The sequence below is a fragment of the Gardnerella sp. DNF00109 genome (assembly GCF_049262845.1).
Classification (GTDB): domain Bacteria; phylum Actinomycetota; class Actinomycetes; order Actinomycetales; family Bifidobacteriaceae; genus Bifidobacterium; species Bifidobacterium vaginale.
This window is the reverse complement of sequence record NZ_CP058406.1, coordinates 1,655,774-1,676,307: the sequence shown is the minus strand read 5'-3', so window position 1 is coordinate 1,676,307 and position 20,534 is coordinate 1,655,774. Positions and strand designations below refer to the sequence as shown.

The window sequence follows — 20,534 nt, the reverse complement described above, 5'->3', positions numbered from 1 at the left end:
AACATAAATTAACATAATACAAACTGAAAAGCTTCAATGAATTACTTTTAAAGTAATTCATTGAAGCTTTTTGTTTCACGTGGAACATAATTTATTATTCGCTTAAATCATTTAAATAAGCTTGAGCATCAAGAGCAGCGCGGCAGCCCATTCCTGCTGCAGATATTGCTTGCCTATAAACGCTATCTACCACATCTCCTGCAGCAAAAATACCAGGAATAGATGTTTTAGTAGATGCACCCTGTACTGAAATAGTTCCATCTTCGTTAAGAGCTATAGAGTTATTTAAGAATGAGGTTGATGGTAGATGACCAATAGCAACGAAAATACCAGATGCTTCAATATCTTGAGTTTCTCCAGTTACAACATTTTTTACAGTTACAGACTGAGCATCTTCATTGGAACCATTTATTGATTGAACAACAGAGTTTAAAACAAATTTAATCTTCTCATTTTTGCGAGCTCTATCAATCATGATTTTAGAAGCACGGAATGAATCGCGCCTATGAATCAATGTTACAGAAGAACCAAATCTAGTTAGGAACAATGCCTCTTCAAAAGCTGAATCGCCTCCGCCAACTACAACGATTGGTTTTCCTCTAAAGAAGAATCCATCACAAGTTGCACAATAAGAAACACCTCGTCCAGAGTATTCTTGCTCTCCAGGAACCCCCAATTTTCGCACTTGCGAGCCTGTAGAAATGATTACTGCATTTGCTGTATAAGTTTCTCCATCGTCTGTTGTAACTGTCTTCAAATCGTCCTTAAAATCTACAGACACGACATCGTTTAATATAATTTGTGCTCCAAATTTTTCTGCTTGCTTTTGCATAGCTTCCATTAAATCTGGTCCAAGTATTCCATCTACAAATCCTGGATAATTTTCAACCTCTGTAGTGTTCATGAGTTGTCCACCAGGAGTTAATGCTCCAGCAATGACCAAAGGAGTGTAGCCTGCGCGTGCTAAATACAATGCCGCAGTATAACCCGCAGGGCCAGAGCCAATAATTATTACTTTTTTGTTTAGTTTTTCCATAAAATATTCCTAATATTCTCAATAATCTTAATAAAATTTAGTAAATTTTTACGTAATTAATGTATAGGCTGTTTTGAGGCATAGAGTCCTCTGGAACCCACAAAATAAAGTCTTGTGCCGTAATAGGTTTTTTGAACTTTACATCTGTTACACCACTGGCATCAAAGGTAAAATCAGCAACTTTATCTCCAGCACTAGGATCATTTTTAGAATTCGCAATCAAATAACCATGTCCTCCAGAAGAACGAATTGAAACAACAAAACGATATGCTTCTTGAGGTTGAGCCAAATGCATGTAATAGCCATAACCTCTCTGGTTAGCCGTGTAATCCAAGAATTGTTGTACATCTATAGGATAAGGCGTAGTGTTAGTAGGCATTTTAGGTTTTGGAACCTGCTTTACCTTCTTACTCTTATTAAGTTTTTTATGCTTACTTTTATTTGATTTGTTTTCTTTATTTAATTTGTCTTTCTTTGCGTTTGCATCAGCCTTAGAAACAGCATTGGAATCAGATTTTGCTTTATTCTTAGACGAATCACTTTTATCTTCTGGAAGAACACCTTGACTTCCAAAAGGAACATTTTCTACGCTTTGAGAATCCCACGAGTTAGATTTTGTAAAACTAGAAGGAGCATCATGAGAATTAAAAAGACTATGCAAAGATAATGCGAATACCACTACAACCAATATTGCAACAACACTGATTGCAAGAACCTTTGTTGAAATACCGCCAAAAATTTTTGCGTCTGCTATATCCACGCCATTCTGCCCAGAATTCTTTTTGGACTCCAGAGATTCCTGACGCTCATGAGGCTGGAAACTAGGAGGCATTGAAGAATAAGATGACTTTAAAGAACCGCCATCATAATCTTCATAGTCACCATTTTCCAACTCTTCTTCACGCAAAGCGCGTGCAGATTCTTCTCCAGGAGCAATAAAACGCCCATTACTATCTACAACTGGAACCCTACCTGTTGATTCTGCTTCCAAAGGTAAACTTTGTGGTCTAGACATCAGCTCAGTGTGTTTAGTGTTATCTGTGAGAAGGTCTTCAAAATCAAATCTTCTAGGCATTAATGGGGAAGCTAAATTATCTTTTTGTGAATAATCGTTTTTAGAATCTGATTCGTTTTCTATATTGTTATATTTTTCTGCTTCTTCATTATTTAACGCATCAGAAGACTTGCTTTCTGAATAACTAGGAAAACTTGTGTATGTGGAAGATAGGTTGTGGAATATAGAATCATCTGCATCAAGTTCCGTAGGTGCTAAAATATTAGCCATTTCTGCGGCAGCAATATCATGGAAGTCATAATCTGTTCCAGTAGAGTCAGTTTCTGTAGAAGAATCTGAATTATTATCTAAATCGTTCTTATTGTTTCTTTTAAGAAGAGCGCTTAATGCTCCTATAGTTCTTCCAGCATTTTTTAAACCAGCTCCTGCTGCAGACAATCCGCCTGTAAAACCAGCATTTTTATTGGATTTACCCTGTTTACTATCATCTAGTTTCTCAACAGAGTCAAGACTGTTATTGGACTCCTGTTCTGATAATTTATTTTCGAGCAAGTCCTCATTTTGGGCTAATCCTTCTGGAAAATCAAGAAGATTTTTATCGTCTTCTGGAAGCAATAACGCATTTTGAACGGAGGCTTTACTTGTAGTTTTATCAAAAATAATATCTTTATCAGAAAGTTTTCTAACAGGAGTATAAGATCCAAGTAATGCTAATAGCTCTCCTATTGATGCCATAGGTATAATATTGGAATCTTCTGTAGAAGAAAGTCCTCTTCTACAAATCATAGAAAATTCACTAGGCACTCCATCTGTAAGCCTAGAAAGATTAAATACAGAATTATTCTGAGTGTAATTTGTTCTAGTTAGTAGAGCATATAGCAATGCTGAAAGTTGATGCGTAGCAATATTTTCTATGCTCTTATTTTGAGCTTTAGGATGGTTAAAATCGTTACCTGAACCTTCGTCGGCAGACTCTACAGCAGACTCCCCATCTTCTGCTGACTTTTTTGGCTTTTCATCTTCAATAGTCACATCTTTTAAAAGAGGGCTTATCGGAGCATCTGCCAGTTCTACTCCAGAATCAGTAAGCCTTACGGTATTCGTAGAAATAGCATAGTGTGTTATTCCATCTGCTAACAGTTTACTAAGCGCATTAGCTGTTTCTGCAACTATGGAACGTATTGCTTCATAGCTAAGTGTTGAACTATGTAGCTTCATATAATCGCTTAAAGTTACTCCAGAATCCAGCTCGGTTATAATAATAGCGACATCATCTATATGATGAAGCTTCAAAACTGGCGTAAATTTGCGTATTCTGGACAGAGCAAGAGTAGAAGATATAGTGTTGACTTCTGGAAGAAAACGAGAATCACGTACTATAAAAAGCTGACAATCGCGAGCAAGTATACGATCGCTAGCATGCCATGCTTGAAGACCCGCTTCTTCGCGCAAAGGTGATACTAAAGCGTAGCGATCAAGTATAATATCTCCCAACTGAGGTTTCATCTACTCCCCGTCTTCCTACATGAGTAATGAATAATAATGCGTTACATAATAAATCCCACAAATTATTGTAACTGTAGAATCTAGTGAAACGCCCTGAGTTACTGCATTTAATTATCTTGATTTAATTATCGCTCACTGTGTTGATTTATTTTCGATCTAATAATCCTAGTATGTGCATTCTTATTATTTTCACTATGATTAGTCTGTTTATTATTTAACTTGCTTTTATTGATGTTTTCAAGATTCAACAAAAATGGCAGTTTTACACCGATTCTTCTAAGAATTGGATTAATAAGACCTGCCAGTTCACTCGTTCTTAAAAGTAACAAGATAGATATGTAAATAATCGCCAAAATAATGGTGATAATTGCACAAACAAAAATCGCAAGCAACCAACGACTAACACCATGGAGGTTTGGTGAATCTAAAGAAATCCATTTGTAAATAAATTCTCTAAACAAAATTCCAACAAGAATAGATACTATAGAAGCTGCAAGCACCTTTAGATGCGTAATAACAAGCTGCTTATCGTCTAAATCGTTGTTAAAACGAGATCTAATCATTTTAACAAGCGAAGGAAAAGTGAGAATATAACTAAAAGATGCGGCTGCAGCTAAAGCGGTAACCCAATAGTTTGGCGGAAGGAATTGTATGCAAGAAAATACAATAATAAGTTCCACAAATAATTGTGCTGCACAAAACATAAACGGATGTTTGCCATCTTCAAAAGCGTAGAATGTGCGTTGAATAATCAAATACGCGCTAGATAAAGGCAATCCAAGCGAAAGCATCATAAGCGGATTTGCCATAAGATACGCTTCTTTTATGCTGATTGAAGGTAAAAGAGCCAAAGATATAGGCATTGGAATCACAATAAAAGCAACACTAAAGAAGCACATTAAAATGCTTACATTTCTAAGACAAGAGCTTAAATCTGCACGAACTGTTGATAAATCATGGTTTGTTATTGATCTAGAAATTTTAGGGAAAACAGCGGTAGCAACCGACACAGCGATAAGCGAATAAGGAAGAATAAACATTGTGTATGCGTTTTGAAAAGTAGCATTTCCAGCAACATCAAATTGACTTAACCCCAACGTTTTTTCTGCTACAGAAGGAGCGCTTGTAGTTATGTGAGTAGTTGCCATTGTAGAAAGCTGACTAACAGCCACTATTGCAAAACTCCATGCTGCAACAGGGCCCATTGAACGCAAACCAATGCCGCTAATGCCGAAACTTGGTTTGTATTTTAATCCGATTTTTCTAAGAGGAATAAATAAAACAAGCGCCTGAGCTGCAACACCCAAAGTCCAAAATCCTGCAGTAAGAAGCATAGTAGTGTTGTTCCAAAAACCCACTGGCTGCCTGCTTGCTCTGCCAAAAATTGCAATAAAAACGCCGAAGCCCACGCAACTGACGATATTTGCTGCAACGGAACTCCACGCATACATTGCAAACTTGCCTTTTGCGGCTAAAACTTGACCGAGCACGGTGTAAAGTCCATAGAAAAATATTTGAGGCATACACCATAACGTAAAAGCGTTAGTAAGAGCAATCATGGATTGGTTTGATCCAACATAGAGCCATGTTAAAACAGGTGTGGCAATTGCCATTAAAGCGGTTACGCCTAAAAGCAGAATAATCGCAAAGGTTATAAGCTTATTTAACCTATCTTTTGCATCTTGTTTTTCCAGAGTTTTAACGATTTGTGGGACTAAAACAGCATTGAAAATGCCACCAGACACAAGAGTGTAAATAAGCTGAGGGATCATGGACCCAGCCTGATATGCATTAGCTGCTAGACCTGTAGTACCAAGGGCTGCAGCAAGTAATATAGTTCTAACCTGACCAGTTATTCTTGAAGCTGCCGTGCCGCTTGCCATTATGATTGAGTTGCGGCCTACTGAATTCATTCGTCTGGATCCTTTTTACGGTGGAACTGCCTCCAAAGCCCTAAAATTCCAAGCGCGAAGGCAAATATTATAATAATCGTACCGCTTTTATCGCTGATTTGCAGCGTGCTTGTAATCATTGTTTCTTTATGATTGTAGAAAGCGCGATGGCTTCTATCTTCTAGTCCGAAAATTGCTCTAGCTTTACTAGAAGTTGTAGATCTAAGTGGCAGAATAATTTGTGTTTCACTATTTGCAGCAATCTTAACTGGAGTTTTTCTAGGAGTTACTATCTCCATTGAATTAGTGTAAGAAGTAAGATATACGCTAACAGGGTATGGATTAGTATTGCTGATCGTAATCGGCATTGTTGCTGTTTCGCTTACAAGCGTTACATCTTTTGGAGGAATAATATGTATTCCAGAAATTAAAATTTTGGATAGATTATGAGTGCCTTTAGAATCAACATTATTTGGTCTACTATCATTTACTTCTCGTTGAGCCATAGCATCAAAAAGTTTAAGAAGATTCTTACTCCAAATATTGCTGTTCTGGTTAATTTTCAGTTTTGCGTTTTGTTTTGCAAGAGATTGAACATCTGACTCATTAACGTGATGATTATTTAATTCACCGTGGTCAAGAATATCACTTATGAACTGTTTAATGTTTTCTCTATCTGAAGATAGTTGATTTAGAATTGACTTTCTATTGATTATAGATTCGTTTGATATCGCACTATCTTTAGGAACTGGATTGTACCCAAGATATTCTTTAGAAAAAGATTTTGCGTTAGATAAAGATCTTAAATCTAGCAGGGAAATCCACGGAGATTTTTCCAAATTGCTTATAACAGAATCGATATAAGAAGATGGCGTATCTTGGTGGAATGTTATAAGCAAGTGTCTTGAAGAATACGGTTGTTCCATCTGATAAAACGCGCTTTGAGCAATAATCCTGTTTAGTTTTCCAGCATTAGTGTTTTCGCCAGTTGACCTACTACTTGTTGGTTTTTCGTTTGCCAAATCACTAAGAGTTTCTTGCGAGGAAAGCACTTTTACGTTTCCAAAAGAAGTCTGAACGTCATACACGCCATTCTTAACTGCAAAACGGTGCGCTAAAGCATCAAATCCGTTTGTTGCCACAACGGTCTTATAACCATTGCTTTTAGCCTGTTCTAGTGCCTTTAAGGTCCATTTTCCGCCTGTTTGAAAAGCGTATGACTCGAATTTTGGCGCTTTACCTGTATGATCTTTTGGAATTGACGATTCTTCACTCCAAGACTCAGCGTCAATCCCAGATGATTGGTAGTAAGAAGAATTACTTGTTTCAGCATATTTACTTATGTCAAAACCGTTATTTTGCATAAATGCAGAAGGAGTGAAGCTAATTCCAGAAGATTTAAGAGTATTTAAATCTGCTATCGTTTGTAATCGAGGATGCTTTTGTGCAAGAGATATCAAAGAAGCAATATGCTTTATGCTCTTTTTGCTTAACCTTATTTTTCTATTGTCTTTAAATTGGTTTAAATCTTTGCTTACTTGGGAAGAGTCGCCAGCAACTGTTTTTGTGTTAGTTTTGTCCGAATTTTCTTTTTTAGTATCTGCTTTAGATTCCTCTTTAGAAACAATATTAGATTCGCTAGGTGGAATATTCATCGAAGGAGAAATATTCTGCTTGTTAATTTCATAACGCCAGTCAGATGCTTTAGCGACTATAGGAATAAGCAATGTGACATTAATCGGAGGTGTTTGTATGTTTTTAACGCCAATATTTGCTCGTGTTACAAACGATTTTACAGAAGAATAATGCTTAAAATCCGATGAAGAATACGTTACAGAAAGAGGCTTTGGTCCCCAATAAAGGATGTTAGAAAGATTAGGGCTGTTTGAGTCAACATCAATTTGCGCGTTATAAGATTTGCCACGAGCAAGAGCTGGAACGCTAACTTCGCCAATTAGCTGAGGAGTAGGGATTCTGGACTCGGCTTGACTCCATTTTTGCAAATCAGTCCTAGACATAAACGTGTACCAAGGGTTAAATGCAACCTGAATTTTTCCATCTGGAAAATCTTGAGAACCAGTATTTTTAACCAAAATGGTTATATGGTATCCGCTTTTGTCTGTAAGAATTGAAGTTGATTTAACTATTTGTAAAGAAATACCCTTATCCTTGGAATTATAAGATTCGTAATATTTTACAGAAGCTTGATTAACGTTAGATAAATGGCTTGTATTCTGCGATGATTCGTAAGCAAAAGCTGTATTTGAAACACAATAAAGCGGTGTAATAGCAAGCAAAAGTACTACAAGAATTAAAGTAATACTAAATTTAAAACAAAATTGAGTAGGATTTTTAAAATAAAACATTTTACGGGCGATTTTATTAGTGACTTTTTGTAACTCCCGTAATTGGTTGTTTGCAAAATCAATCACATTAATCACGATTAGACCGCCTATTTGCCTTTTTAGCGTACATCCACGCTATCTTGCGTTCATTAGGATAGCTTAAAACATCATTAAGCTCTTTGAAATCCACCCAAATTGCATCTTCTGCCTCATGGTCTGGATCTCCAAGAACAGATAGTTCTCCACTAACATATTTCAAAGCAAAATGATGAACTAGCTTATGCACACGTTGACTTGTTCCAGTAAACCAGTAGTCAATAGTAGCAATAGAATCCACTACTTCTCCAAGAATTCCAGTTTCCTCATGAATTTCCCTAACAGCTGTTTGCTGAGGAGTTTCGCCTTTTTCTATATGACCCTTCGGCAAGCACCATTCCATATGCCCACTTCTTGAATGACGAGCTATAATCGCGACACGCCCAAGGGTGTCAAAAACTAGTCCTCCAGCGGAATATTCTCTCACAATAGGTAAGTCTTGAGCATCTAAAGAGGCAAAAGTTTTAGGACCGTCGTTAACTCTTCTCTGAGGCATTAAAGCTGGAGAAGGTGCCTCTAATGATGTTATTTGTTGGCGAGATTCCGTTATATCAACATGAATATTTTCAACGTGATAATCGCTCGAAAAGCTTGAAATATCAACGAAAATTGACTCGTCTTCTTCTGCCTGTTGAGGCTGTATTTTGCTTTTCATTCTAGCGATATCAAGTGGTGTAACTCGAATATCTGGCGTATTTTGGGCATGATTATCCGAGGCTCTGGCGAGCATGCGTCTTAAGTCTGCTGGGGTAACCATACACTCCACCTTACTCAATCCGCTGTGCATTGGGGTAACGGTATGCTGGAATATAGTTTGATTTTTGTTGAAAGGGTGTTTCCAAGCGTGTCTGTGAACTTTGAAGTTTGGCCTGAAGCCATGGAGTTGGGTAGATTATTCGCTAAACATAATTATGAGCTGGCTCTTGTAGGCGGTCCTGTACGAGACATGTTGTTGCATAGAACGTCGCACGATCTTGATTTTTGCACTTCTGCCAAACCAGAAGAATTTGAGCATATTCTTAGGAGTTGGGGGCACGATGGCTTTTGGGATATGGGTCGAAAATTTGGCACGCTTGGAGCTGTGCGTCGCAGAAAAGACGGAACAGAAGTAAAAGTCGAGATAACAACATACCGATGTGATGACTATGAGCCAGATTCTAGGAAACCAGAAGTAAAATATGGCGATACTTTGGAAGGTGATCTTTCTAGGCGTGATTTTACTGTGAACGCAATGGCTTTGCGTGTTCCAGATTTGGAATTTGTAGATCCATTCGGTGGAGCGAATGATTTAGCAAAAGGTATTCTGCGTACTCCAGTAGATCCTCGTCAATCTTTTGACGATGATCCTTTAAGAATGATGCGTGCTGTTCGTTTTGTTGCTCAACTTGGTTTCACTATTGAAGCAAATACTGCAGAAGCTATTTTAGATATGGTTTCTAGGTTGGATATTGTTTCTGCAGAGCGCGTCCGCGATGAAATAACAAAAATGCTGCTTTCTGCTAATCCTCGTGCTGGTATTGAAGCTATGGTCGAGTCTGGTATTGCAGATAGGGTTTTGCCAGAAATTCCTGCATTGCGCTTAGAAATTGACGAACATCACAGGCATAAGGATGTTTTTGAGCATACAATGATGGTTCTTGAACGAGCAATAGCATTAGAAACAGATAACGAAGGCGCGGTTCCTAGACCCGATTTGACTTTGAGACTTGCTGCTCTTTTGCATGATATTGGCAAACCTCGTACTAGAAAATTTGAAGAAGGCGGAAAAGTAAGTTTCCACCATCATGATGTTGTTGGAGCTAAAATGACTCGCAAACGCATGAAAGCTCTTCATTTTGATCATCATATTATTGATGATGTAAGCGAGCTTGTGAATCTGCATTTGCGATTCCATGGATATGTTGACGAGCCTTGGACTGATTCTGCTGTACGCAGATATGTTAAGGATTCAGGACACTTGTATGAGAGATTAAATCGTCTAACCCGCGCGGATGCAACTACACAGAACAAGCGTAAATCGCTGATGTTTGAGCAGGCTATGGATGAGATGGAAGAGCGAGTTAAAGAGCTTAAAAAGCAGGAAGATTTTAACGCGATTCGTCCAGACCTAGATGGCAATGAGATTATGCAATTGCTTGATTTGAAACCTGGTCCTATTGTTGGTAAAGCATATAAGCATATGTTGGATTATCGCCTTGATAACGGTCCAGTAGATCACGATATTGCTGTTGAGGAATTAAAGAAATGGTATTCCAGCTTAAATAAGTAGCTTAAATAAGTAAAGTTTTATTATTCTAACTTTATTTTGCTTTATTTAACATCATGTTGTTGAATAAAACTTATTGAACTGGATTATGATTTGCGGATTTTGGAAGATTTTTCATAGAGTTAAAATCAGCGCATCCTTTTATTTCAACTATTGTTGCACCTGCTGCAGGAACATCAGTCTTAGGTTTAAGATTGTTGAATGTTACGCCTAAAACCACGTCAATTAGCTTATCTTGTCTATCGTCCATTCGCAAAATAGCGTCTTTAAAGTTAGCAGCTAAAGTATAAGCTTCATTAATTGATTTCTTACCAAAGTAGATTGTTGTGCGTTTTACACTTTTTTCGCTATTTCCAACTTCAATCAGGTTAAAACCGCGGTTTCGTAGTCCTTCTCCTACCGCTCTTGCGAATCCACGGAATTTTGTTCCGTTTAGTACTCGAATAGGAACAGCACGATTATCGATATAAGTAGCCTTATTCTCATCTTTATTTTTTGTAGGGCAAGGCGCTTGAACTCCATAATTTGGGTCGATTTCTGGAGTTTTAGAGGCAGCAATACCAAATACATGGCATTGCACTAGAACAGCAAGAAGAAACGCTGCTCCAACACAAATTCCAACAGTAGTAAGTACAAATCGTTTCTTTTGATACATGAACTCTCTGCGCGCCAGCCGCTCGTCGTAAAATTGCGTCATGCTAACTTCCGATCTGTACTATGTTTCTGTTGCGTATCTTATTGTACGAGACTTGCAATTATGCATAAATCATAATGTTTTATACACAAAACAATACTAGCAATTTTACTTACTATGTATGACTGTGTTTTTAAAAATAATTCATATCTGCGAAGCTTTATAAAGAGCCAAGAATTCTGCGCATGTAAGGGTCTCTCCACGCCTAGTTGGGTCTATTTCGGCAATATCGTACGATTCATTAGAAATAATGCCTTTAAGAGCAGAATGCAGTGTTTTTCTTCTCTGTTGGAACGCTGCATCAATAATTTTAAACACTTTTTCTCGCTCTTGCTCATCTTCTCTTATCTCGTTATTTCTTTCAAAATAAACGAGAGCAGAATCAACATTTGGAGCAGGCCAGAATACATTTCTACCAATTAAACCAGCTTTTTGAGATTCGCCATACCAAGCCAACTTTACACTTGGAGTTCCATATGTTTTTGTGCCTGGTTGAGCGCAGAGGCGATCTGCCACCTCTTTTTGAACCATTACAAGGAAACTTGTAAGATTATTAAACTTTTCAAGAAGTGTAAGAATAATAGGGGTTGCAACGTTATAAGGAAGATTGGCAACAAGAGTAAAGTGTTGTGCATTTGCTAAATTGGGAACGTCTTGAGCGTTTAATTCGAGCGCGTCTTTAAGAATCACATTAAATCGTTCTAAGGCGTTAGGCATAAATTCTTTAACGGTACTCGGCAAACGTTTAGCAAGCGGAGGATCTATTTCTACAGCCGTAAGATTTGCGCCAGCTTGAAGAATCGCAAGTGTAAGAGAGCCAAGACCAGGGCCTACTTCCATAACAAAATCGTTTGAATTAATTTTTGACGCAGTAACGATTTTCTTAACCGTACCAGGGTCAATAACGAAATTTTGACCGAATTTTTTAGTAGGAGTAATACCCTCTTCTGCTGCAATCCTACGAATGTCAGCGGCTCCAAGAAGAGAGCCTTCTTGCTCACTAATATTATTTTGTGTCAATTTAATACCATCCAAACTTTAATACCATCCAAACTTTTCTGAATGCTTCCATGCTTCGCTAGGATTCCCGTATTTGCTTTTAATGTAATTAATTCCCCACGTTATTTGTATTGATGCATCTTCGTGCCAATTTGCTCCTGCGCTCGCCATTTTGTTTGCTGGAAGAGATTGTGGTATTCCGTATGCGCCAGAGCTTTTATTTTCTGCGTTCCAACGCCAGTGAGATTCTCTTGTCCACAAATTAACAAGATCTTCCCACATTGCACCAGTCCAACCAATTTGAGCACATGCAGCTTGAGCATATAGCTTTGCTTGCTCAGGAGTGGCGTGAACCATGCCATTGGGATTGTTGGCTGGTGGAGCAGGTGCTGGTGGGGCTGCAGGAGCGGGAGCTGGCGTTTGTGATGCTGGCTGTGATGCTGCAGGTGCTTGTGTTTGAGAAGAGGAAGAAGGATTTTGCTGATTATTCGCATTAGATTGATGCTGATTTTGTGAATTACTATTGTTATGGTTTTGAGAATTTTGCACACTTTGTTGGGATTGACTATTTTGAGAAGGTTTTTTAGATTCTTGTGGTTTTATTTCTTGTTTAGTGTTAGTTTTATTCAAATTAGTATTGCTAGAAGGTTTTTGTGAAGTCTTTCCGTTAGTGTTGTTACTACTTTGCTTATTCTGCTTAGGGGCTTGATAATTAGGTTTGCTACCTACAGCAACAATCTGATCTGTTGTAGGAGTAATCACGTTTTGTTTTATTAATACAGAGCTTTCTGCTTTACCATCAACATAAGTCACATTGTATAAATCTGTTCGCTCGCCATTTATTCCAGATTGTCTAACAACTCTCACTCCAGATGGCAAATTTGGATCATTTATCGTTCTAGTGTTAAAAGGAACGATGACATTTCTAGATTCTTTTCCATGAGTTACGCGAAGAATGCGTAATACGGTTTGTGATCCATTTTCGCTTACGGTAACTCTATCTTCTTTTCCCAAAACGATTCCTAGAGAATCGAGAATAGAACTTGCTGGAAGTGTTCCATCTGGCGCTATCCTAGATTTGCCATCGCAAATAACCTCTACAGGTCCTTTTTTGTTAATAGACAATCCTCCAGTGAGTTTGTCGTAAATATTCTGCAAATTTACTGTGATTTTTGCAGCATGATCTGCATTTGCTTGGAAGAATCCAATTAGTTGATCTACGCTGGTTGCAACAGTCCAAAATGGTATTGTTATGCCATCTACTGTTACAGAAGTTTGGTAAGCGCTCCTAACAGTTACAGTTGTGTGATCTGCAAGAATTTCTCCCGAAGTACTAATAACTTGATCATGCGTTTTAACGGGTATTTTTTGTTCCTGCAGAAGTCTTTGTGCAGTAGACGCATAGGTTGTTACAATTCTTGTTTTACCATTGACAATTAGAGCTACAGATTTGCGCGCAGAAAGAGTAAAAATCCCAGTGCTTGAGATAATAAGAGCCAAAACGCATACAAGGATGCGTATTCTTCTCATTACAACAAACCTCTGAGGCGTCCATCTGCGTGCCATTCAACCTCACTTCCAAAGTAAAACTGAACTTTAATTATATATAATGCTCGCAACTGAGCTAAAAGCTTCTAAATGTTGATGAAATCTATCATAAAAATGGGGGCGGGAGAGAAGGGGATTGTTCCCGCCCCCGTAGAGGAGGAGCTGGTTGGGGGACGCTCCACCCTCTTACTCGGAAATCCTGAGTTGGGGGAAGATTTCCGAGAACTTACTCAAGCAAAGTCTACAATGCAAATCTTTTGTAAGTTTTTATTTTATGTTTTATGATGAATAAGTCTTACTTTTTATAAATTATCATACGACAAATCTATAAACGTATTTGCTTTAATTCTAACCCTTTAATGCAAATTTTACTAAAATTGCCAAAAGCCTTCAACTTAACACTATTAACGATCGTATTTTAACAAGTAGAAGAATAAAACAGAGCCTCCTGCCGGGATCGAACCGGCGACCTGCCGCTTACAAGGCGGCCGCTCTGGCCATCTGAGCTAAGGAGGCACGTCTCTGCGTGCAATAACTAGCTTGCGCGCAAAACATTGATTAGTGTACCAGCACCCAATGCCAAAATGCAACTTGTTTGCGCTGAAACACTAATCAACAAGAACTAGTCAATAGGATTTGGCTGATCTTTGTCAGTTATTTTTGGCATAACACCTTCAACTCCAACCTTAGATTTGTCTAACCCAATAGACTTAAGAATTGCATCTGGTGTACTAAGCTTCTTCTTGCTAACTTCAACCATATCAAGAAGTTTCCCGTTGATAGTAGTTGTAGGAGTTGTCATAGCTCCCTTATTTTGTCCGCTAACATTCCACAAAGCTTTACGATTTGGAGTATCGGAATTAATAGCGTCTTGCCAAGCGAGATAATTCCTATCAAACGCTTTACTTGCTACCTCTTTGCTAACTCCAGCCTTAACTGCCTGTTCAATAAGCTTTTCATTGCTTACAGGTTTATAATCATCGCCTTCTTCTGGCTGGAAATCTTCAGCAAAAATGTTGTTAATAAATTGAAGCAAATGCAAAGGATTGTCGTCGTTAGACGAAATGTATGCGATTGCGCCAGTTACACGTGTTGAATAGTGGTCGCTAGAAATTCGATCTAAGAATGACATTGGGTGAATCTCAAGGTTAATCTGACCAGCCTTCATCATGGCAATAAGCATTTGATCGGAATCGCGATTAAAATTACCGCACCCAGGGCATAGTGGATCAGCATAAACTGCAATGGTTGGAGCATTCTCAACTGTTGTTCCATAGCCGTTTTTGCTGATTAAAATTCCGCCCTCGTTGTTAGCGTACTTAGGCTTTTGGTTAGTCGTAAGTTTTTTAACAGCGCGTCTTGCTTGTTGAGCCTGCTCAATTTTCTTTTGATTTTCCATATTGTTTGCATTAAGAGCCGTAATGCCAATCGCAGCAATCATGCCAAGTAAAATAACCACAACAACGATTCCAACAATAGTTTGCTGGCGTAACTCTTTAGCCTTTTTGTCTTTAAGATCCTTACCATTGTGATTCTGCATGCTGTTTTGATTAATGTTTGGCATGTTGTTCCTTTCTTCACAGGTTTCTGTACAAGCAAATTTGGTGATGTTCTCGTGGAATAAAAATATCTGCAGAATAGTCTAGTTGACGGTATCAACTGTCTATATTTCTTGCTCGTTTGAGATTTTTCCCGCTCCGAGAATTGCTCCTGCCCCGATTCTGAAGATCTTAGTTTTCCCTAAAATAAAAGCAATAATCCATCCTGCTATAAAACCAATAAGATATCCAATTGATGTTTGAGAGAAAACCTCTGGAGAGTAAGTTGGAAAATGTATGGTAATAAACCATATTTTGAATTTAATTAATTGTGGAGTTGCATGAATCATAAGTGGGTAGATGTATGCGCCAATAACACCTGTAATTATCATTGTGACTAATCTAGGTATCGTGTAAATAGACGCTCGTACAAAATGCCAAGGTATACTCCCGATTCTTATTAGCCAATCTTTTCCACCGGTCGAATCATTTGCGGATTGTCTGCGTAATTGCGCGCAAACATTGTATCCTATTGTGGCTGTAACAAGCATAAGAATAATGTTTGCAGACAGTGCGTCAATAATAGAGAATACTGAAATAGATGAGGAAAGTATTGCAAATATTATTAAAAAAAATGTTCCGCGAAACATGTATTTGCTTATTTTAGGATGTATGTTACACTGTTCAGAATTTTTTGCGTATTCTTGCTTATTCTCGTATTCCTGTTCATCTTGATAAACATTATTCTGCTCATCAACATCTTGTTGATTGAAATTTTGTCTATCAACAATTTTTGTAGAGTCATCAGAATCTGTATTAAAACGTGTTGTATTAACAGTTGTTGTAAAATCACTTCTTTTAGTATCTTCAGAAACCCACATTTTTCTAGGATTTTCTGACATAATCCGAGTTTGTGTTAGCTGATTAGGTACGGTTAACCCATCAGCCGTATAGTCAAAAGGGTAGTTAGATTCCTGTAAAGACAGGGGATTTAACGCATCTTGGTAAATAGCTTGCTCAAGTTGTTCGGGAGTACAGCGTTCGCTTCTTTTAGGACTCAATGCAGATCTAAATGCATGCATAGTATTTATAGGGAGTCCATTAAGATTAGCGTTTCCTGAAGCTGCCCTTTCCAAAACCGCCATTATTGGTTTTGTTCCAAAAACAGGCTTTCCTGTTGCAGCAAAAGCAAGAACTGCAGCAACACTCCACCAATCCGTAATCTCGTCAGAGTCTGATCCTTCAATGATTTCTGGAGCAATAAAACCAGGGGTGCCCATAACTAAACCAGTGCGTGTTACATGTGATTCGCCCTGACCCATAGATATACCAAAATCAACTAAAACTGGTCCTGTTGTAGAAATCATAACGTTTGTAGGCTTAATGTCTCTGTGTATTATTCCAGCGTTATGAACAGCTTTTACTGCATCGATTAGCTTATGAGCGAGTCGTTCTAAATCGTCTGCGACATATGGACCATTAATAGCGACATCTTCTTTAAGATTGTGCCCATCAATTAGCTCTGTAACTATAAAGGCTATGGAAGCATCAAGCTCCATATCTACTATTGAGCACACGCCTTCGTGATGAATTTTTTGTAAAGCTAGAGCTTCTCGTTTAAGTCTAAGTCTTGCTTGTTCTTGAGGATTAGTGTTTTCTAATGAATCTAAATCTTCACTTTGATCTTCTAACATAGATGCGCGCAGAATTTTCATTGCGTAAAGTTGGCCACCATCATCGTGAACGCGCCAGACAGACCCCATAGCGCCTCCGCCTAAGCGTTCAATTAGCGTGTATCCGCCAATGTTTTGACCAGAACGCAAATCAAATATGCTCACATCTTCCATAATGCATTATGGTAATGGGAGAGTATGCCAATTATGCGTTTTGGTGGAAAATTTATACAAAATTTTATAAACAAATGTTTATATATTTAATGCATATTAATGCGTGTTTGTTAAACATTGTTTATATGTGATTTATCTGTTCGACACGCCGAAATGCTAGAAAATACTGTAATTTTGCTGTTTTTACTAAATAAACATGATATATTAGAGCATGGCTCAACGAAGAGAACCTTCAATGAACCATGTAAGTAAATGTGGACGATTGACGCCGCCGACGTAGGACTTGGGGTCTTGAGTGCACACCCTTCACAACGGATCGTTCGGCACGTACCTGCCGATGAAAGGAAAATATCATGGCAGAAGTTGTATTTGATCATGTCACCCGTATTTACCCTGGCAATGACAAGCCATCGGTTGATGATTTGAACATGACTATTAAGGATGGCGAGTTCCTTGTACTCGTTGGCCCATCTGGTTGCGGTAAGTCAACTACATTGAGAATGTTAGCTGGTTTGGAAGAGGTTAACAAAGGTCGCATTCTTATTGGTGGTCAAGATGTTACTACAATGCAGCCAAAGGATCGCGATATTGCAATGGTGTTCCAGAACTACGCATTGTATCCACATATGACTGTTGCAGACAATATGGGATTTGCTCTTAAGATTGCAGGCGTAAGTAAGGAAGAAATCCGCAAGCGTGTTGAAAAGGCTGCTGAGGTTTTGGATTTGACTGAGTACTTGGATCGTAAGCCTAAGGCACTTTCTGGTGGTCAGCGTCAGCGCGTGGCAATGGGTCGTGCAATTGTTCGTGAACCAAAAGTCTTCCTCATGGATGAGCCTCTTTCCAACCTTGATGCAAAGCTTCGTGTACAGACTCGTACACAGATTGCAGCATTGCAGCGTCAGCTTGGCGTCACTACCCTTTACGTGACCCACGATCAGACTGAAGCTTTGACAATGGGTGATCGTATTGCTGTAATCAAGCTTGGTGTTTTGCAGCAGGTTGGTGCTCCTACCGAGCTTTATGATCGTCCAGCGAACGTCTTCGTTGCAGGCTTCATTGGCTCCCCATCTATGAACATCAACCAGCATCCAGTTGTTGATGGCAAAGCTCAAATTGGCGAAGATTCCATCACTCTTCCAGCAGAAGCTGTTGATAAGCTTACTGAAGAAGATAAGGGTCAGATTATTGTCGGCTTCCGTCCAGAAGATGCAAGCTTGGCAACTTCTGATGATCCAAATGCCTTCTCCTTGAAGGTTGTGAACGTGGAAGATCTTGGCTCTGACGGTTATATTTACGGAAACATCATCACTGATGGTTCTCCAGAAGAAGCGTCTACAATGATGAGTGACCAGAACAAGCTCACAACGATTCGCGTGAACCCACGTGCGCTTCCAAAGGTCGGTGACACTGTAAAGATCAAGATTGATCCATCCAAGATGCACCTGTTTGCACCTTCTACAGAGCTGCGTTTGAACTAATTGCTGTTTTCTTGGGTGCTTTGTCTAAAGTGCCCAAGATTTCTGTATAAGGGTATGGCGGGGTTCGCTACGCGAGCCCCGTTTTCGCATCGTTTGAATTATTTACGATTAGTTATAATGCGATTAGTTATAATTTGATTGCGATTTATTATTCAATTATTGGCGTTCGAACTTAACGGGTAGATTAAAGTTTATGGAATGGAACGATACTCCTTTATTGGATCCACGTGCTATGCAAGCAACATCAGTATCTGCGCAGGATGAAACTGTATCTTCTGCAGAGCCTCAAGCTTTGAAGATTACTGCCGCAAGCTCTAATCCTCAAATGTTTATGCTTCCGTGGGAGCTTCCATTATCTCAATGGCCTACGAATCTTTTTGTAAACTTGCCGCGCGGTATCTCTAGGCACGTTGTGCGCTTTGTGCACGTAGGTGACGAAGTGTATGCAATGAAGGAAATTACTCGTCAAGTTGCTGAACGAGAATATGAGCTTTTAAGGCGTTTGCGCAAATTGGAGCTTCCAACCGTTACTCCTATAGCGGTTGTAGCTGGTAGAAAAGATAAGAACGGTGAACCGCTTGAGGCAATGCTGGTAACTCGTCATCTTAAATTCTCTCTTCCATATCGCGCTCTGTTTGCTCGTACCTTAAGACCTGATACTGCAGAGCGTTTGATTGATGCGCTTGCTGTGCTTATGGTTCGTCTGCATCTTTCGGGATTCTATTGGGGAGATGTTTCTCTTTCTAACGTTCTATTTTTAAGAGACGCGGACGCTTTTACAGCATTTCTAGTTGATGCTGAAACAGGTGATTTGCATGGAAGCCTTACAGAAGGTCAGCGTGAATACGATATTGATTTAGCTCGCACAAACATAATTGGCGAACTAATGGATTTAAGTTCTGGTCAACTTTTGCCTGGTGAGGTTGATGAGATTAGCATTGGAGATAGGCTAGTTGACCGTTATCATTCTCTTTGGAGCACGCTTACAGATGTGGACAAATTTAGCCCAGACGAAATGTGGCGTATTGAAAGACGAGTCAATAGGCTTAATGAGCTTGGTTTTTATGTTGACGAGTTGGAAATGAAGACTTCTGTGGATGGGCGAAGAGTGTTGGTTCGTCCACGAGTTGTGGATGCTGGTTATGCTTCACGTAAGCTACTTCGTTTGACTGGTCTTGATGTTCAGGAGAATCAGGCTCGTAGGCTTCTTAATGATTTAGATGCTTATCGTACGTCTACGTGGCGCCAGGGCGAAGAGTTGGAGATTGTTGCTACTGATTGGATGCGTGAGGTGTTTGAGCCTACGGTACGCATGATTCCTGCTGAGTTTAGATCGCAAATCCAACCTGCACAGTTCTTCCATGAAGTATTAGATCATCGTTGGTTTATGGCGGAACGCGTTGGGCATGATGTTTCTATGCAAGACGCTGTAACAAGCTATATTAAGAACGTTTTACCGCAATATAAGATGGACAAGCGTGTTTTGGCCGCGATTAATGCGGATGCTGATTCTGGTGTGGTAGATGATGAGTACACGTATTCCACTTCGTCTCCTATGACTCGCGATATTGATGAAGATGACCAAGACGCTAGTGTTTGGGCTAGTTGAATTCACTAGTTAGTTCATATTTTTCTTTAATCAGCAAAGAATATTTTGCTATAATTATGGAATTTTTTATTAATATCGTGTGATATTATTCAACCTATTAGTTGCCAATGATTGTCAACTAACGGAAATAGTTATTGTGTAAATCAAAGGAGATTTCTATGTTAAAGGGCATTGATCCCATTATATCGCCAGAATTATTGAAAGTACTTTGCGAAATGGGACATGGAGACGTTTTGGTTTTGGCAGATGGAAATTTTCCAACCGAATCGGTAGGAAAAGATGCAATTGTTGTTCGTTGTGATGGTCATGGTACTTCAGAATTGCTAAAAGCGATATTGAAGCTTATGCCTCTTGACCAGTACACATCTAAGCCAGTTACTCTTATGGAAGTTGTTCCAGGGGATTCTTGTGAAACTCCAATTTGGAAAGACTATGAAGATATTATTTCTGGTTTTGATAAGCGCGGCGCTAATACCATAGGAACCTTGGAGCGTTTTGCATTTTATGATGAAGCGAAGAATGCGTATTGTGTGGTTGCTACTGGTGAACGTGCTCAATATGCGAATATTATGCTTCGAAAAGGTGTGGTTTTCGCTGGAGAATAAATAACCCTTATACCAATAAACCCCACCAGAGATTCTGATTAGAGTATTTTTTAACAC

Annotated in this window: 14 protein-coding genes and 1 tRNA gene; 4 read left to right on the top strand and 11 right to left on the bottom strand. The window is 38.9% G+C overall.

Going from position 1 to position 20,534, the window contains the following annotated elements; all coding sequences use genetic code 11:
• Positions 1 to 94 precede the first annotated feature (94 nt).
• From trxB to HXT20_RS06585, 5 genes are all read right to left on the bottom strand, one after another.
• Positions 95 to 1,036, bottom strand: coding sequence for a thioredoxin-disulfide reductase (gene trxB, locus HXT20_RS06605; RefSeq protein ID WP_004114045.1), 942 nt, complete (start codon positions 1,034 to 1,036; stop codon positions 95 to 97).
• A 37-nt stretch (positions 1,037 to 1,073) separates the two neighbouring features.
• The gene (locus tag HXT20_RS06600; RefSeq protein WP_004137677.1) at positions 1,074 to 3,557 is read right to left on the bottom strand and encodes a hypothetical protein; all 2,484 of its coding nucleotides are present in this window, start codon (positions 3,555 to 3,557) and stop codon (positions 1,074 to 1,076) included.
• A 125-nt stretch (positions 3,558 to 3,682) separates the two neighbouring features.
• The gene (gene murJ / locus HXT20_RS06595) at positions 3,683 to 5,470 is read right to left on the bottom strand and encodes a murein biosynthesis integral membrane protein MurJ (protein WP_020760296.1); all 1,788 of its coding nucleotides are present in this window, start codon (positions 5,468 to 5,470) and stop codon (positions 3,683 to 3,685) included.
• Positions 5,467 to 7,890: a DUF6049 family protein gene (locus tag HXT20_RS06590; protein WP_004114046.1), complete on the bottom strand. Its 2,424-nt coding sequence runs from the start codon at positions 7,888 to 7,890 to the stop codon at positions 5,467 to 5,469. Before HXT20_RS06590 ends, murJ begins: the two co-directional genes overlap by 4 nt.
• The gene (locus tag HXT20_RS06585; RefSeq protein WP_004114048.1) at positions 7,883 to 8,647 is read right to left on the bottom strand and encodes an NUDIX domain-containing protein; all 765 of its coding nucleotides are present in this window, start codon (positions 8,645 to 8,647) and stop codon (positions 7,883 to 7,885) included. The genes HXT20_RS06590 and HXT20_RS06585 overlap by 8 nt, the downstream gene beginning before the upstream one ends.
• 42 nt (positions 8,648 to 8,689) lie before the next feature.
• Here HXT20_RS06585 and HXT20_RS06580 point away from each other — a divergent pair, with 42 nt between their 5' ends.
• Positions 8,690 to 10,159 carry a CCA tRNA nucleotidyltransferase gene (locus HXT20_RS06580; RefSeq protein ID WP_004114050.1) on the top strand — a complete coding sequence of 490 codons (1,470 nt, stop codon included), beginning with the start codon at positions 8,690 to 8,692 and terminating at the stop codon, positions 10,157 to 10,159.
• A gap of 70 nt (positions 10,160 to 10,229) precedes the next feature.
• On the opposite strand, the gene HXT20_RS06575 is transcribed toward HXT20_RS06580, so the two are convergent.
• The 6 genes from HXT20_RS06575 to HXT20_RS06550 form a co-directional block, all read right to left on the bottom strand.
• Positions 10,230 to 10,853 (bottom strand): LytR C-terminal domain-containing protein, encoded by a 624-nt coding sequence (locus tag HXT20_RS06575; protein ID WP_162860814.1) that lies wholly within the window; start codon positions 10,851 to 10,853, stop codon positions 10,230 to 10,232.
• Between the two features lie 141 nt (positions 10,854 to 10,994).
• Positions 10,995 to 11,885, bottom strand: coding sequence for a 16S rRNA (adenine(1518)-N(6)/adenine(1519)-N(6))-dimethyltransferase RsmA (rsmA, locus tag HXT20_RS06570; RefSeq protein WP_422114334.1), 891 nt, complete (start codon positions 11,883 to 11,885; stop codon positions 10,995 to 10,997).
• 3 nt (positions 11,886 to 11,888) lie between these two features.
• A complete protein-coding gene (locus tag HXT20_RS06565; protein WP_004114057.1) occupies positions 11,889 to 13,415 on the bottom strand; it encodes a G5 domain-containing protein in 1,527 nt (508 codons plus the stop codon).
• A 424-nt stretch (positions 13,416 to 13,839) separates the two neighbouring features.
• Positions 13,840 to 13,913, bottom strand: a tRNA-Thr gene (locus HXT20_RS06560).
• A 106-nt stretch (positions 13,914 to 14,019) separates the two neighbouring features.
• A complete protein-coding gene (locus HXT20_RS06555) occupies positions 14,020 to 14,961 on the bottom strand; it encodes a DsbA family protein (protein WP_004114060.1) in 942 nt (313 codons plus the stop codon).
• A 99-nt stretch (positions 14,962 to 15,060) separates the two neighbouring features.
• Positions 15,061 to 16,782, bottom strand: coding sequence for a serine/threonine-protein kinase (locus tag HXT20_RS06550; protein ID WP_421785969.1), 1,722 nt, complete (start codon positions 16,780 to 16,782; stop codon positions 15,061 to 15,063).
• A gap of 353 nt (positions 16,783 to 17,135) precedes the next feature.
• On the opposite strand from HXT20_RS06550, the gene HXT20_RS06545 reads away from it, so the two are divergent.
• From HXT20_RS06545 to HXT20_RS06535, 3 genes are all read left to right on the top strand, one after another.
• Entirely contained in the window at positions 17,136 to 18,263 is a 1,128-nt protein-coding gene (locus tag HXT20_RS06545; protein WP_004114066.1) for an ABC transporter ATP-binding protein, read from the top strand.
• 193 nt (positions 18,264 to 18,456) lie between these two features.
• Entirely contained in the window at positions 18,457 to 19,872 is a 1,416-nt protein-coding gene (locus tag HXT20_RS06540; RefSeq protein WP_004114068.1) for a DUF4032 domain-containing protein, read from the top strand.
• 158 nt (positions 19,873 to 20,030) lie between these two features.
• Positions 20,031 to 20,477 carry an RbsD/FucU family protein gene (locus HXT20_RS06535; protein WP_004114069.1) on the top strand — a complete coding sequence of 149 codons (447 nt, stop codon included), beginning with the start codon at positions 20,031 to 20,033 and terminating at the stop codon, positions 20,475 to 20,477.
• Positions 20,478 to 20,534 lie beyond the last annotated feature (57 nt).

Bases quoted from the DNA above. Each gene is read 5' to 3' on its own strand.
- trxB (WP_004114045.1), bottom strand. From the start codon at position 1,036: ATGGAAAAACTAAACAAAAAAGTAATAATTATTGGCTCTGGCCCTGCG.
- HXT20_RS06600 (WP_004137677.1), bottom strand. From the start codon at position 3,557: ATGAAACCTCAGTTGGGAGATATTATACTTGATCGCTACGCTTTAGTA.
- murJ (WP_020760296.1), bottom strand. From the start codon at position 5,470: ATGAATTCAGTAGGCCGCAACTCAATCATAATGGCAAGCGGCACGGCA.
- HXT20_RS06585 (WP_004114048.1), bottom strand. From the start codon at position 8,647: ATGGTTACCCCAGCAGACTTAAGACGCATGCTCGCCAGAGCCTCGGAT.
- HXT20_RS06580 (WP_004114050.1), top strand. From the start codon at position 8,690: ATGCTGGAATATAGTTTGATTTTTGTTGAAAGGGTGTTTCCAAGCGTG.
- HXT20_RS06575 (WP_162860814.1), bottom strand. From the start codon at position 10,853: ATGACGCAATTTTACGACGAGCGGCTGGCGCGCAGAGAGTTCATGTAT.
- HXT20_RS06565 (WP_004114057.1), bottom strand. From the start codon at position 13,415: ATGGCACGCAGATGGACGCCTCAGAGGTTTGTTGTAATGAGAAGAATA.
- HXT20_RS06555 (WP_004114060.1), bottom strand. From the start codon at position 14,961: ATGCCAAACATTAATCAAAACAGCATGCAGAATCACAATGGTAAGGAT.
- HXT20_RS06550 (WP_421785969.1), bottom strand. From the start codon at position 16,782: ATGGAAGATGTGAGCATATTTGATTTGCGTTCTGGTCAAAACATTGGC.
- HXT20_RS06545 (WP_004114066.1), top strand. From the start codon at position 17,136: ATGGCAGAAGTTGTATTTGATCATGTCACCCGTATTTACCCTGGCAAT.
- HXT20_RS06540 (WP_004114068.1), top strand. From the start codon at position 18,457: ATGGAATGGAACGATACTCCTTTATTGGATCCACGTGCTATGCAAGCA.
- HXT20_RS06535 (WP_004114069.1), top strand. From the start codon at position 20,031: ATGTTAAAGGGCATTGATCCCATTATATCGCCAGAATTATTGAAAGTA.